At 51.3% G+C, this 13,192-nt stretch carries 10 protein-coding genes; 2 read left to right on the forward strand and 8 right to left on the reverse strand.

Annotated elements, in window-relative coordinates; all coding sequences use genetic code 11:
• Positions 1-46 precede the first annotated feature (46 nt).
• The 6 genes from mglC to folE form a co-directional block, all read right to left on the reverse strand.
• Entirely contained in the window at positions 47-1,057 is a 1,011-nt protein-coding gene (gene mglC, locus GPJ68_RS16360; RefSeq protein ID WP_003027393.1) for a galactose/methyl galactoside ABC transporter permease MglC, read from the reverse strand.
• A gap of 15 nt (positions 1,058-1,072) precedes the next feature.
• Entirely contained in the window at positions 1,073-2,593 is a 1,521-nt protein-coding gene (gene mglA / locus GPJ68_RS16365; protein WP_016153718.1) for a galactose/methyl galactoside ABC transporter ATP-binding protein MglA, read from the reverse strand.
• A 71-nt stretch (positions 2,594-2,664) separates the two neighbouring features.
• The gene (mglB, locus tag GPJ68_RS16370; protein WP_016153719.1) at positions 2,665-3,663 is read right to left on the reverse strand and encodes a galactose/glucose ABC transporter substrate-binding protein MglB; all 999 of its coding nucleotides are present in this window, start codon (positions 3,661-3,663) and stop codon (positions 2,665-2,667) included.
• 293 nt (positions 3,664-3,956) lie between these two features.
• Positions 3,957-4,982, reverse strand: a complete 1,026-nt coding sequence (gene galS, locus GPJ68_RS16375) for an HTH-type transcriptional regulator GalS (protein WP_016153720.1) — start codon at positions 4,980-4,982, stop codon at positions 3,957-3,959.
• 144 nt (positions 4,983-5,126) lie between these two features.
• Positions 5,127-6,284 carry a DUF418 domain-containing protein YeiB gene (gene yeiB / locus GPJ68_RS16380; protein ID WP_180836874.1) on the reverse strand — a complete coding sequence of 386 codons (1,158 nt, stop codon included), beginning with the start codon at positions 6,282-6,284 and terminating at the stop codon, positions 5,127-5,129.
• A gap of 14 nt (positions 6,285-6,298) precedes the next feature.
• Positions 6,299-6,967, reverse strand: coding sequence for a GTP cyclohydrolase I FolE (folE, locus tag GPJ68_RS16385; RefSeq protein WP_003027410.1), 669 nt, complete (start codon positions 6,965-6,967; stop codon positions 6,299-6,301).
• 322 nt (positions 6,968-7,289) lie between these two features.
• Here folE and fghA point away from each other — a divergent pair, with 322 nt between their 5' ends.
• Both fghA and GPJ68_RS16395 read left to right on the forward strand, forming a co-directional pair.
• Complete coding sequence (gene fghA / locus GPJ68_RS16390) at positions 7,290-8,126, forward strand: S-formylglutathione hydrolase (RefSeq protein ID WP_016153722.1); 837 nt, start codon at positions 7,290-7,292, stop codon at positions 8,124-8,126.
• Positions 8,127-8,474: 348 nt separating this feature from the next.
• On the forward strand, positions 8,475-10,460 hold the full coding sequence (locus tag GPJ68_RS16395; RefSeq protein WP_016156980.1) for a ligand-gated channel protein: 1,986 nt from the start codon (positions 8,475-8,477) through the stop codon (positions 10,458-10,460).
• 65 nt (positions 10,461-10,525) lie between these two features.
• On the opposite strand, the gene lysP is transcribed toward GPJ68_RS16395, so the two are convergent.
• Both lysP and yieE read right to left on the reverse strand, forming a co-directional pair.
• Positions 10,526-11,995, reverse strand: a complete 1,470-nt coding sequence (gene lysP, locus GPJ68_RS16400) for a lysine-specific permease (RefSeq protein ID WP_047500979.1) — start codon at positions 11,993-11,995, stop codon at positions 10,526-10,528.
• 203 nt (positions 11,996-12,198) lie between these two features.
• Positions 12,199-13,071, reverse strand: coding sequence for a DNA-binding transcriptional regulator YeiE (yieE, locus tag GPJ68_RS16405; RefSeq protein ID WP_016153725.1), 873 nt, complete (start codon positions 13,069-13,071; stop codon positions 12,199-12,201).
• Between the last annotated feature and the right edge of the window lie 121 nt (positions 13,072-13,192).

Raw genomic sequence — 13,192 nt, forward strand, 5'->3', positions numbered from 1 at the left:
AAGCCCGGTACAGATTACGCTGCACCGGGCTTTTTGCGGTATACGATTACTTCTTACGCGCGTACTTCAGTGAGTCCAGCGCAACCGCGAAGATGATAATGCCGCCCTTGATAATGTACTGCCAGTAAGGGTTCACGCCAATGTAGGTCAGACCGTAGTTGATGACGGTGAAGATAATCACACCGGTCACCACGCCAAACACGGTCCCTACCCCGCCGCTGAACGACACGCCGCCAACCACGCACGCCGCAATCGCATCCAGCTCATACATAAAGCCGAGGTTGTTAGTCGCCGAGCCGATACGCCCGGCTTCGAGCAAACCACCGAAGGCATAAAACACGCCAGACAACGCATAGATGATCAGCAGGTTCAGCGCAACGTTGACCCCGGACACTTTCGCGGCTTCAGGGTTTCCGCCGATGGCGAAAATGTTTTTACCGAAGCGGGTCTTGTTCCACAGCACCCAGACAAACGCCACCGCAATCAGCGCATAGAAGGTAATGTAGGAGAGGCGGAAACTACCCAGCGCAATAAAGCCCTGTGCGAAGGTGGAGAATCCGCTGTCAAAGCCAGAAATTGGTGATGCGCCGACAAAGTCGTAGTACAGGGAGTTGATCCCGTAAACGATGATCATCGTACCCAGGGTGGTAATAAACGGCGTCACATTCAGATAAGCAATGATAATACCGTTCACCAGACCGATAATGGCGCCAATCACGCAAACAATCAGCACGACTACGATGATTGGCATTGTAGCCATTTCCGGGAACACCTTGTTGGCGTTCTCCATCGACTGTAGCAAGGTTGCCGCCACGACTGCCGCCAGGCCAACCTGACGTCCCGCCGACAGGTCTGTCCCTTGGGTAACAATCAGCCCGGCCACACCCAATGCGATAATAATACGCACCGAGGATTGCGTCAGAATATTACTCAGGTTCAGTAAGCTTAAGAAAGTGGGATCCTGGAAAATAATAATCGCCAGCAAAACCAAAAGAACAACGTAAATTCCGCCTTCTTTCAGATAAGTAAGAAAACTTTTCTTATTTAACGCACTCATGAGGAGCCCCTAATCTTAAAGGTGCAAAGACGCAAGACGGAGGATTTCGTTTTGCGTTGTTGTTTTAGTGTCAACAATTCCGGCAACGAGACCATTGCTCATCACCAGAATACGATCGGTAATACCTAGCAGCTCCGGCATTTCAGAGGAAATAATAATAATCCCCTTATCCTTTTTCGCGAGTTCGGCAATCAGCTGATAAATTTCAAACTTCGCGCCAACATCGATACCACGCGTGGGTTCATCTAACATCAGGATTTCTGGCTGCGTTAATAACCAGCGACCAATAACCACCTTTTGCTGATTACCACCGGACAGTGAACCGATTTGTGTACGATGGCCCGGCGTTTTCACCCTCATTGAGTCAATTACCCACTGGGTATCACTCTTCATGCGGGAATTATCCAGCAGACCAACTTTATTTTTATAGTTTTGGATATTGGAGATTAACGAGTTAAAACCAATATCCAGATACGCGTAAATACCGGTTGAGCGGCGCTCTTCCGTGACCAGCGCAAAACCATGATTAATGGCCTCATTTGCGCTGTGGTTATTAATCTTTTTGCCGTGTAGCGTAATCGTACCCGATGATTTCTCTCGAATACCAAAAAGCGTTTCAACGATATCAGTACGTTTTGCGCCGACCAGCCCGGCAATCCCGAGAATTTCCCCTTTGTGCAAATCAAACGAGATATCACGAATCGACGGCTGACGCAGCGAGGTCAGGTTACGCACTTGCAGAATGACTTCACCGGGTTTGTTTTCTTTATCCGGAAAACGTTGGTTCAGTGAACGGCCGACCATCATGGAGATGATCTTATCCATATCCAGCCCTTCCAGCGGCTGGGTCGCAATCCACTGACCATCGCGCAGCACGGTAATTTCATCGCATAGCTGGAAGATTTCTTCCATCTTGTGAGAAATATAAACAATACCGCATCCACGCTCTTTCAGCTTACGGATAATGGTAAACAGATGATTAACTTCTTTCTCGGTTAACGATGACGTTGGCTCATCCATGATGACGATTTTTGCGTCATAGGAGAACGCTTTCGCAATTTCAATCATCTGCATTTGAGAAACGGATAATGTACCAACGCGCGCACGCGGATCGATATCAATATCCAGTTCATCAAATATCGCTTTGGTATCGCGGTACATTTTGTCCTGATCGACAAACATGCCTTTGGTGGGGTAGCGTCCCAGCCACATGTTATCCATCACAGAACGTTGTAATACCAGGTTTAATTCCTGGTGTACCATCGAAATACCATTTTCAAGCGCTTCTTTAGCAGAATGAAAATCGATTTCTTTACCCTGAAATAAAATACTACCGGAATCTTTTTGATAGATACCGAAAAGACATTTCAATAATGTTGATTTCCCCGCGCCATTCTCCCCCATTAAGGCATGAATGGAATGTGGGCGGACTTTTAAATTGACATTATCAAGAGCCTTAACGCCGGGGAAGGACTTGTTGATGCCGGTCATTTCCAACAAGTATTCGCCTGACGACTGAGTATGTGTGCTGACCATAATTATACCTTGTTGGCCTTGCAGAGTGCGTTATTAAGGGCGCAATGACATTGCGCCCAAAGACGGAGTATTTACTTATTGGTAAACTCTGCCAGATTATCTTTATCGACACCTACGTACGGAACGCGAACAATTTTGTTCTCAATTTTCCAGTTAGTGCCATCTGCCGCACCTTTGCCGTCAGCCAGGTTTTTCGCCAGATCGAAGGTGGCTTTCGCCTGGTTATTGGCGTCGTTCAGCACGGTACCAGCCATTGCGCCAGATTTCACCAGAGCCAGCGCTTCAGGCAGCGCATCCACACCAAATACCGGTACGCTGGTTTTGTTGTGCGCTTTCAGCGCTTCAACTGCGCCCATTGCCATCGCATCGTTGTTTGCGATAACCACTTCGATTTTGTTGGCGTTCGGACCGGACATCCACGCATCCATTTTATCTTTTGCCTGAGCGGTATCCCACATTGCAGTATCTAACTGCAGTTGCTCAGTTTTAATGCCTTTATCGTTCAGCTCTTTAATCACGTAAGTGGTACGTGCTTCAGCGTCCGGGTGTCCCGGTTCGCCTTTCAGCAGAACAAACTGAATTTTGCCGTCTTTGTTCAGGTCCCAGTTCGGGTTCGCTGCCCAGTGTTTGGCGATCAAATCACCCTGAATAATACCGGACTCTTTAGAGTCGGTACCGACGTAAAACGCTTTGTCATAGCTGTCCAGCGCCTTACGAGAAGGTTCTTTGTTAAAGAACACGATCGGTACGTTCTGCCCGCGTGCCTTTTCAATGACCGTGCCTGCCGCTGCCGGGTCAACCAGGTTAATCGCCAGTGCCTTAACGCCTTTTGCCAGCAGCACGTCGATCTGGTCGTTTTGTTTGGACTGGTCGTTCTGCGAGTCATTCATCAGCAGCTGTACATCTGGCGCCGCTTTGGCATCTTTTTCAATAGCCTTACGTACTACAGACATAAAGTTATCGTCATACTTATAGATAGTCACACCAATGCGGGTATCAGCAGCGTGCGCAGCCGCGCCGAATAACATGCTTGCCATTACAGCAGACAGGGTCAACACCTTCTTATTCATGGTATCTCCGGTTTTATTATGCAGGGTAGTACTTGAGATAAATGCTCGGCAGGCAGAACGTTACTGAAGTGTTACTGAACGCCGAAGCTCACTTTTAAAAAATATTTCTTCCGTGTCTGGCAACGCTCCAAAAACAGGCTTTAATTTTTGTTTAAGGCACCTATACCTCGGTGAAAGTGATTATTCACCGTTACATAGTAGTTACAGCGCAACAAACAGTGTCATCATAGCTATCGCATTGTTAATATACTGTGAATTTACTCACATATTGAAAGCGGTTACATCGCGCAACGTTATGAGTTAGTGATCGGTGCCGCATTCTGCCGAAGCGCCACAGAATGGCGACGCACCAGCGTCGGCATAAAGCAATGCGTCGCCTCCGGGTCTAACGTGCCTGCAGCCCCCTGTAGCGCAAGCTCCGTCGCCATTTTTGCCATTGAGGCAATGGGATAGCGTACGGTGGTCAGTTGCGGATCGGTGTAACGCGCGATAGGAATATCATCAAAGCCAATGATAGAAAGGTGTAATGGAATAGCGATGCCGTTGTCTTTTAGCGCGGTCAGCGCGCCGGCAGCCATATTGTCGTTATAGGCGAAAACCGCCGTCAGTTGTAAGTTACGTCCCAGCAGTTCTACCATCGCAGACTCTCCGCCCTGCATATCGGGCGAACCGGTGCCGACCCAACTTTCTGCCGCAACAATCCCCTGCTCTTTCAGGGCTGTTAACCACCCTTCTTTGCGCATGGTATCATCTTCAATGCGATGGCTTGACGCCAGATAACCGATGCGTTGATGACCATTATTCAGCAGCATTCGGGTCGCCATTTTGGCACCGCTGATGTTATCCAGGCAGACGCAGCGGTGGGCGTAACCCGGCACCAGACGGTTGATCAGCACCATGCCGGGGATCTGATCCATAAACTCGGCGAGTTCCCGATCGCTCAGTGCTTTAGAGTGTACAATCAGTGCGTTACAGCGCTGACGAATCAACACCTCAATGGCATGACGTTCTTTTTCAGCCTCATGATAGCTGTTGCCAATCAGGACATACTTCTGATGCTGCTGGGCAACCATATCCACGGCTTTTACCAGCGCGCCAAAAAAGGCGTCTGATACATCCATGACCACAACACCAATCGTGTCGCTCACCTGCGTCGCCAGCGCTTGCGCGTTGGCATTAGGTCGATAGCCCAGCAGAGTAACTGCCTTCATTACCGCTTCACGCGTATCGGGACTCACCAGCGCACTGTTGTTCAGTACGCGGGAAACGGTGGCTACAGAAACGCCAGACTGTCGTGCCACATCACGTATGGTGATCATATTCACTGCCCTGTTTTAGATTGCGGTTGCCCGCAGACACCCCAGGCTGGGTATTTTGTCAGCACAATGAAACGCACTGCGTGAGAGATGTCACAGGAATGAAAGCGCTTACATCCGTTTTGTTAATGAATGTGATCCAGATCGTTATCTGGATGTACGCGGCAATGATGTCCCCGCAGCACGCAGGGTTAATTGACGCCACAGCCATTCCACCGGGCCCTGGCGGTAAAAACGTAGCCATATGACGGAGAAAAGTAGGTTAACGGCCCAAACCGGAATGACGAAATACAGCAGCTCCAGTCGGTCAAATTTCATAAATAAGCCGACCTGGTAAAACAGCGTGGTGCAGATTAAGGTTTGTAACAGATAGTTAGTTAATGCCATGCGCCCCACACAGGCGATGGCAATGACCCATTTTAAGCGGCTAAGCTGCGGCCAGAAGCCGAACATCAGCGCGGCGTAACCAATGGTTTGCAACGGCGCGCCCAGCTCTCGCGGGGCTTGTAGCAAGAAGGCACACCAGCGATATGCCCAGTCCAGATGCCACTGAGCGACGATAGCAGGCAGGTTAATCGCCATCCCGAGAATGACCAGCAGTACACCGGTGCGTCGGTAATGCTGTAAGCTGTACTGCCCTTTTAACCAACCGCTGCGCATCAATGCCGCGCCGAGCAGCATCATCCCCGCCAGTTGCCAGCCGTACTGTGCGCCCAGCGCCAGCAAGCTATTGGACATCATATCCACGCGATTGCTGACGGCTTCCATTCCACCGTTTATTTTCCAGTATTTTTCATACAGCAACGCTGAGGCATCCGGCGTCCAGGCACGACTGGTTTCACTCCCGGAGATTACCCCCAGCAGCAGCAATACGCCAACGCCCACCAGATAAAGCAGTACGCCGGTGTTAAATAAGCTTTTTACCGACGGCGCATCACGGATCAACCGCCAACAAATCAGGCCGATTAAGCCATATGCCAGCAGGATATCGCCATCCCAGAAGAGTAAACCGTGAATAAAACCCAATAGAACCAGCAGCGTAAGCCGCGACTGGATCCAGCGTTTACCGCGCGGGAGCAGCATTTGCAGACCGGCACCGAACAGCAGCGCAAACAACGTGAGGAATTTTACCTGCGCAAAGAGATCGAGCGGCGCCCAGGTCCAGGCGTCGGATAAGGTGATGTTGCCATACCACGCGGGATTGAGGTATGCCGCCTTTGGCAAGCCAAAGGCGCTAATATTGAGAAGCAGGATACCAAGAATGGCGACGCCACGAATAAAATCCAGCGTGACATTACGCTCCATGGTCCCTGCCCTAATCAGTTGTGATGACGTACTGCGCGCAGGAATTCCTGACGCGTGTTCTGGCTGGACTTAAACAATCCGCCAAGAGAAGTGGTCGTGGTCGCACTGGTCGCATCGCGAATGCCGCGCGCTTTCACACAGTAATGTACCGCATCAATCGACACCGCCACATTATTCGTCCCGAGCAGCGTTTGCAGCGCGGTGAGAATTTGCTGGGTGAGACGTTCCTGAACCTGCGGACGCTGTGCGAAAAACTGCACAATGCGGTTAATCTTCGACAGACCAATAACCGAATCTTTCGGGATATACGCCACCGTCGCTTTGCCATCGATAGTAACAAAGTGGTGTTCGCAGGTGCTGGTCAGCGTGATATCGCGAACCGTGACCATCTCGTCCACCTTCATTTTGTTTTCAATGACGGTAATTTTCGGGAAGTTGGCGTAGTCGAGGCCGGAGAAAATCTCATCGACATACATTTTCGCAATGCGATGCGGAGTTTCCATCAAACTGTCATCGCTCAAATCGAGATTGAGCAACTGCATAATCTCGGTCATATGGCCCGAGATAAGACGTTTGCGCGTTTCGTTATCCATCTCTTGCACGGGCGGGCGTAGTGGCGTTTCAAGACCACGCGCGACCAGCGCTTCATGAACCAGGGCCGCTTCTTTACTGAGTGATGACATTTTTTCTTCTCCTGCAGGTGGGGCGCCTCTGCCCTGCATGGGGCAAAGTTTTTAGGCTGTGTAACAGCCAGAACATTGTGCGTGAGGCGGCGCACATAATCCAGTATTCACCGCGATAATTATTGAAATTGGCACAGCCTTTCAGCGTAGCTGATTTCACTTGTCGTTCTACCCGGCGACGTCGAGTGTTAATGTAAAGTTATATAGATGATGAAGTATGTTTGCTCAATGCGGAAGTGAAAGTTGCTCACAGTGCCATGAATAATCTGTATTATGGTGAGTTCGCAAACATATTCAGGTTCAACACAACAAGGAGCCCCGCATGGAAATGCTTGAAGAGCACCGCTGTTTTGAAGGCTGGCAGCAACGCTGGCGTCACGACTCCGCCACGTTAAATTGCACCATGACCTTCAGTATTTTTCTTCCTCCCCCGCGCGATAACACCCCGCCTCCGGTGCTGTACTGGCTGTCGGGTCTGACATGCAATGATGAAAACTTCACGACTAAAGCCGGCGCACAACGCATTGCGGCTGAGCTGGGCATCGTACTGGTGATGCCGGACACCAGTCCGCGCGGCGAACAGGTTGCCAATGATGATGGCTACGATTTAGGCCAGGGGGCGGGATTTTACCTCAATGCTACCCAACAGCCATGGGCAACGCATTTTCGCATGTATGACTATCTGCGTGATGAGCTGCCGGCACTGATTCAATCGCAGTTTAACGTCAGCGATCGCTGCGCCATCAGTGGACACTCCATGGGCGGTCACGGCGCATTGATTATGGCGCTGAAAAATCCCGGGAAATACACCAGCATTTCCGCCTTTGCACCGATCGTAAATCCTTGCCGCGTTCCGTGGGGGGAGAAGGCTTTTAGCGCGTATCTGGGTGAAGATAAATCACAGTGGGCCGCGTGGGACAGCTGCGAGTTAATGTTGGCCAGCAAGCCCGCAGACGCGATTCCGACGCTTATTGATCAGGGAGACAGCGATCAGTTTCTCGCCGATCAGCTGCAACCCGCGGTGCTGGCCGAAACGGCCCGTCAAACCGCATGGCCAATGACGCTACGCATCCAGCCAGGTTACGACCATAGCTATTACTTTATTGCGTCGTTTATTGAGGATCACCTGCGCTTCCACGCCCAGTATTTGTTGAAGTAACGCCTGAGTGAGGGCGCCAGCCCTCTTCATTTCTCCATCATTCCTTCACTTTTTCTCCTTTTTTCTTTCTCCACTATCCTATTGATTTAAAAAGTATTACCCTCAAAACAAGATCAAACACAAATGATTTCGATTATCATTTGTGTTTACAAACATTCATACTTTTGTACAATCCATTCGCTTCTTTACTGAAAAGAGTCCTTAAAAGACAAATACATACAATTGTCATGGCCTTTCACATGACGCGCTGATCGTTACCCTAAATAATTCGAGTTGTATGAACGCGCGTAGCCACGCATCTGCAACTTGAAGTATGCCGGGTAAATTCATTTAAATGGAATGATACAAATGACTATACCTCACGTTAAGGCTGTAGCTGCCGCAGTATGCGTCGCCAGTCTCCCATCACTCGGGCATGCCGCTGAACAAGACACCGTGGTAGTTACCGCCACCGGCTTCGAACAGAAAATTCAGGACGCTCCCGCTTCGATATCTGTTATTACCAAGCAGCAGATTGAGGACAAAGCCTATCGCGATGTTACCGATGCGCTAAAAGATGTCCCTGGCGTCGTCGTCACCGGCGGGGGTAGCAGCAGCGATATCAGTATTCGTGGTATGGCTTCGCAATACACGCTCTTCCTGGTCAACGGAAAACGCATCAGCACACGCGGCACACGTCCTAACAGCGACAACTCAGGTATTGAGCAAGGTTGGCTGCCGCCGCTGGAATCCATCGAGCGTATCGAGGTAATCCGTGGCCCAATGTCATCTCTGTACGGCTCCGATGCGATGGGCGGCGTCATCAACGTCATCACCAAGAAAGTGTCGAATACCAAAGCCTGGACCGGCTCTCTGCACGGCGATGCCACTTTCCAGGAAGACAGAGACTCCGGCGATATTTATCAGACCAACGCCTATGCGTCTGGGCCACTGATTGACGGATTACTCGGCGCAAAAGTGACCGGATTATTCTCTCATCGGGCGGAGGACAAAATCCTCAATGGCTACAATGAACAGCGTATGCGTAACGGGGGCTTAACCCTGAACTTTACGCCAGATGATAAAAATGACATCGACTTCGATTACGCACGTGAACTGCAGGATCGCGACAGTACGCCAGGCAAATCCATGGCCGAGGAAAGCTGCCGCAACGGAAGCTGCAAGCCCAACAGTAAAAGCGAAAACAAGTATGTGCACACAACGTATTCACTAACCCACAGCGGTTATTACGACGACTTCAACTCCACCAGCTATGTCCAGCAGGAAGAGACCGAAAACCCAGGTCGCCAGATGAAGTCCTACAACACGATTTTCAATAACCAGAACCAGGTCTTCCTTGGGGCGCACACCCTGACGTTAGGCGGGCAATACCGTTATGAAAAACTGAGTGATAACGGCAACCAGCTGCAAGCTGCTGATGGACTGAACAAACTGACCCGCTGGAGCTGGGCGCTGTTTGCTGAAGATGAGTGGGCCGTTACCGATACCTTCACGCTGACTGGCGGTCTGCGTATGGATAAAGATGAAAACTACGGCGACAACTGGACACCGCGCGGTTATGGCGTATGGCATCTGAGCGATCAATGGACCTTAAAAGGCGGCGTTTCAGCGGGCTATCGCGCACCGGATCTGCGCCAGTCGTCTGCCAGTTGGGGACAGGTCACCGGCGGCGGTAGACTGAACGGCATCATTGTCGGCAACCCGGACCTGAAGCCGGAGAAAAGCCTCAGCGAAGAGATCGGTTTACTGTGGGATAACGGCAACGATCTCAACGCGGGCGTCACGCTGTTCAATACTGATTTCAAAGACAAAATCACCGAAGTGCGCCGCTGTAACAGCAGCTCCGATCCGGCCTGTACCATCGGCAATACCCACTATGACTTCGTCAGCGATCGCGTTAACGTCGATAAAGCCAATATGCGCGGCGTAGAATCCACTTTCGGCTGGAAGATGACTTCCGACATCAACTGGACGGCGAATTACACTTACACGGAATCTGAACAGAAAAGCGGTCAGTTCTCCGGTCAGCCATTGAACAAAATGCCAAAGCATATGTTCAACACCACGCTGGACTGGCAGGCCACGCAGGATCTCGGTTTCTGGAGCCGTCTGAATCTGCGCGGGAAAACGTCTGAATACCTGAGCCGTACCTCCATGGCGCAGGGCACCCCATCCTATACTCAGGTCGATGTTGGTTTGCGCTATTATGCAAACAAAGATCTGCTGATGACCGCTGGCGTGTATAACGTACTGGATAAGCAAATCGATTACGATACCTACGACACTGTTCTCGATGGTCGTCGTTACACGGTTGGCCTGACTTACAGCTTCTAAGTCTGGCGCAATAAAAAAACCCCGGCACTCATCATGCCGGGGTTTTTGTTATGCTTTTTATACTGTTATTTCTTCACGCGATCCGGGAATTTCATTTCGCTGTAGCGAACAAAATGAGTTCCTTTCGCCAGCTTATAGCCAAACCAGATAATCAGGAACAGCGGGATACCGATATAGGTTGCCATCACGCCGCCCCAGTCAATGCTATCTTTCAGGAACGCTTCGTAGTTCTGGCCCAGAGTGATAATCAGGCACAGCACAAAGGCGAAGATCGGACCCAGTGGGAAGAAGCCAGAACGGTACGGCAGATCCTTCACATCGCGCCCCTGCAGCACATAACCGCGACGGAAGCGATAGTGGCTAATCGCGATCCCCAGCCAGGCGATAAAGCCCGTCATCCCGGAGGTGTTCAGCAGCCAGAGGTACACGGTCTGGTTACCAAACATAGAGGTCAGGAAACACAGCCCCGCCACCACGGTCGTCGCATACAGCGCGTTACGCGGTACACCGCCACGAGACAGTTTGCCGAAAATACGCGGCGCTTTACCGTCGCATGCCAGGGTGTAAAGCATACGCGTGGAGGCATACATCCCGGAGTTACCCGCTGACAGTACCGCCGTCAGGATAACCGCGTTCATTACTGCTGCGGCTGACAGCAGACCCGCATGCTGGAATACCAACGTGAACGGGCTAACGCTGATGTCTTTCACATCGTTGCGCAGCAGGCTCGGATCGGTGTACGGGATAATCAGGCTGATAATCAAAATCGCGAACACATAGAACAGCAGGATTCGCCAAAACACCTGACGCACCGCACGTGGAATGTTCTTTTCAGGATCTTCAGATTCGCCTGCCGCGATACCGATCAGCTCAGTTCCCTGGAAGGAGAAGCCGACGATCATCGCCACGCCAATCATAGCGGCAAAACCCCCGGCAAACGGTGCATCACCGGTCGTCCAGTTGCTCCAGCCCACCGGCTGAGTGCCTTTGAAGATACCGAAAATCATCATCACGCCAACCACGATGAAGATAATTACAGTGGTGACTTTGATCAGCGAGAACCAGTATTCCGCTTCACCAAATCCGCGAACGGAAATGTAGTTCAGCAGGAAGATAACGCCGAGGAACAGTGCGCTCCAGATCCAGCCCGGCGTGTCCGGGAACCACCAGCTCATCACCAGTTGTGCGGCCACCAGGTCAACGGCAATCGTTACCGCCCAGTTGTACCAGTAGTTCCAGCCCAGCGCGAAGCCAAAGCCTTCTTCTACGTAGTTTTGACCGTAAGTGGAGAACGAGCCGGAAACCGGCATATAGGCAGCCAGTTCACCGAGGCTGGTCATCAGGAAGTACACCATCAGACCGATCAGGATATAAGAGAACAACGCGCCGCCAGGACCCGCCGCAGAAATAGTTGCACCAGATGCAACGAAAAGACCTGTACCGATGGAGCCTCCAATGGCAATCATCGTCAGGTGACGCGCCTTCAGTTCACGACGTAGCGTGGGCGCTTCTGTGGTTTTAGTTTCGGAAACCATGTGAAAATGCTATCCATCCAAAAAATGAGGCGCGATTGTAGCAGACGAAATGGCATTCTTCCGGCACAAATGCGCTGTTATAAGAGACCTTCATGACTGGCCGCGGATTATAAGTAAAGCAGAAAACGGGCGGCACAAGGCGGTTAAGACGTAACAGCCATTATGGATAGGGTGACCTGACGAGAGTTAGCGCGCTATTCGCCCTACTCAACCTGGTCGCTGTAATATAAAAAACGCGTAATGGCATTGGAGATATGTTTTTGCCGGTGATGAACGCGCCAGAGAGTGCGCACTAATCGCGGCAGTGGCACGGTAACTTCGCTCAGCGTCCCTGCCTGTAACTGCTCCGCAATGACCCGACGCGACAAACAGCTGATCCCGAGACCATGGCGCACCGCATGCTTAATGGCCTCGGAGTTCCCCAACTCCATCGCCATCTGAAATCTTGGCAGATGAGACAACAGCAGGTAATCCACCAGTTCACGCGTACCCGATCCTCGCTCACGCAGGATCCACGGCGAAGCAGCCAGCTGTTCCAGCGTAACCGGCCCCTTTGTGAGCGGTGACGACGGTGCGGCAAACACCACCAGTTCGTCCTCCAGCCACGGTTCAGAGATGATTTCCGTACTGTGACACGGCCCTTCTATCAGCCCGATGTCTACCCGAAAATCCAGCACCGCATTGATCACGTCCTGGCTGTTGCCCACGCTAAGTTCCAGCGGCAAATCGGGGAAGTCCTGGCGATAACGGGCGATCATGGCGGGCAGAATATAATTACCGATGGTGCTACTGGCATAGACCCGAATGGCGCCATTATCTTTGCGAAAAAGCTGTTCGATTTCGGTCGTTTGCTCAAGTAACGCCAGCGCGCGCGGATAAAGCAAGCGTCCGTGTTCGTTAACCACCAGCCGTTTGCCAACACGGTCAAACAGTTGCACGCCAAGTTGCCCTTCCAGATCGGTAAGCGCCGCACTCACCGCCGACTGCGACAATGCCAGCATGACAGATGCCTGGGTCGTTGAGCCGCTTTTTAGTACCTCAGCAAACACTTCAAGTTGTCGCAGGGTGATATGCATAGTCGTTTTCCACCGGATAGCCGTTACTTATACCCTAAATAATTCGAGTTGCAGGAAGGCGGCAAGAGAGAGCATCCCCCGGAGCGTACTTAAGTACGTGACTGGGGTGAACGAGCGCAGC

Source organism: Citrobacter sp. 172116965, from assembly GCF_013458095.1.
Taxonomy (GTDB): domain Bacteria; phylum Pseudomonadota; class Gammaproteobacteria; order Enterobacterales; family Enterobacteriaceae; genus Citrobacter; species Citrobacter braakii.

Coding starts and splice junctions, on each gene's coding strand:
- yeiB (WP_180836874.1), bottom strand. CDS start 6,284: ATGGAGCGTAATGTCACGCTGGATTTTATTCGTGGCGTCGCCATTCTT.
- folE (WP_003027410.1), bottom strand. CDS start 6,967: ATGTCATCACTCAGTAAAGAAGCGGCCCTGGTTCATGAAGCGCTGGTC.
- mglB (WP_016153719.1), bottom strand. CDS start 3,663: ATGAATAAGAAGGTGTTGACCCTGTCTGCTGTAATGGCAAGCATGTTA.
- mglC (WP_003027393.1), bottom strand. CDS start 1,057: ATGAGTGCGTTAAATAAGAAAAGTTTTCTTACTTATCTGAAAGAAGGC.
- galS (WP_016153720.1), bottom strand. CDS start 4,982: ATGATCACCATACGTGATGTGGCACGACAGTCTGGCGTTTCTGTAGCC.
- lysP (WP_047500979.1), bottom strand. CDS start 11,995: ATGGTTTCCGAAACTAAAACCACAGAAGCGCCCACGCTACGTCGTGAA.
- mglA (WP_016153718.1), bottom strand. CDS start 2,593: ATGGTCAGCACACATACTCAGTCGTCAGGCGAATACTTGTTGGAAATG.
- GPJ68_RS16395 (WP_016156980.1), top strand. CDS start 8,475: ATGACTATACCTCACGTTAAGGCTGTAGCTGCCGCAGTATGCGTCGCC.
- yieE (WP_016153725.1), bottom strand. CDS start 13,071: ATGCATATCACCCTGCGACAACTTGAAGTGTTTGCTGAGGTACTAAAA.
- fghA (WP_016153722.1), top strand. CDS start 7,290: ATGGAAATGCTTGAAGAGCACCGCTGTTTTGAAGGCTGGCAGCAACGC.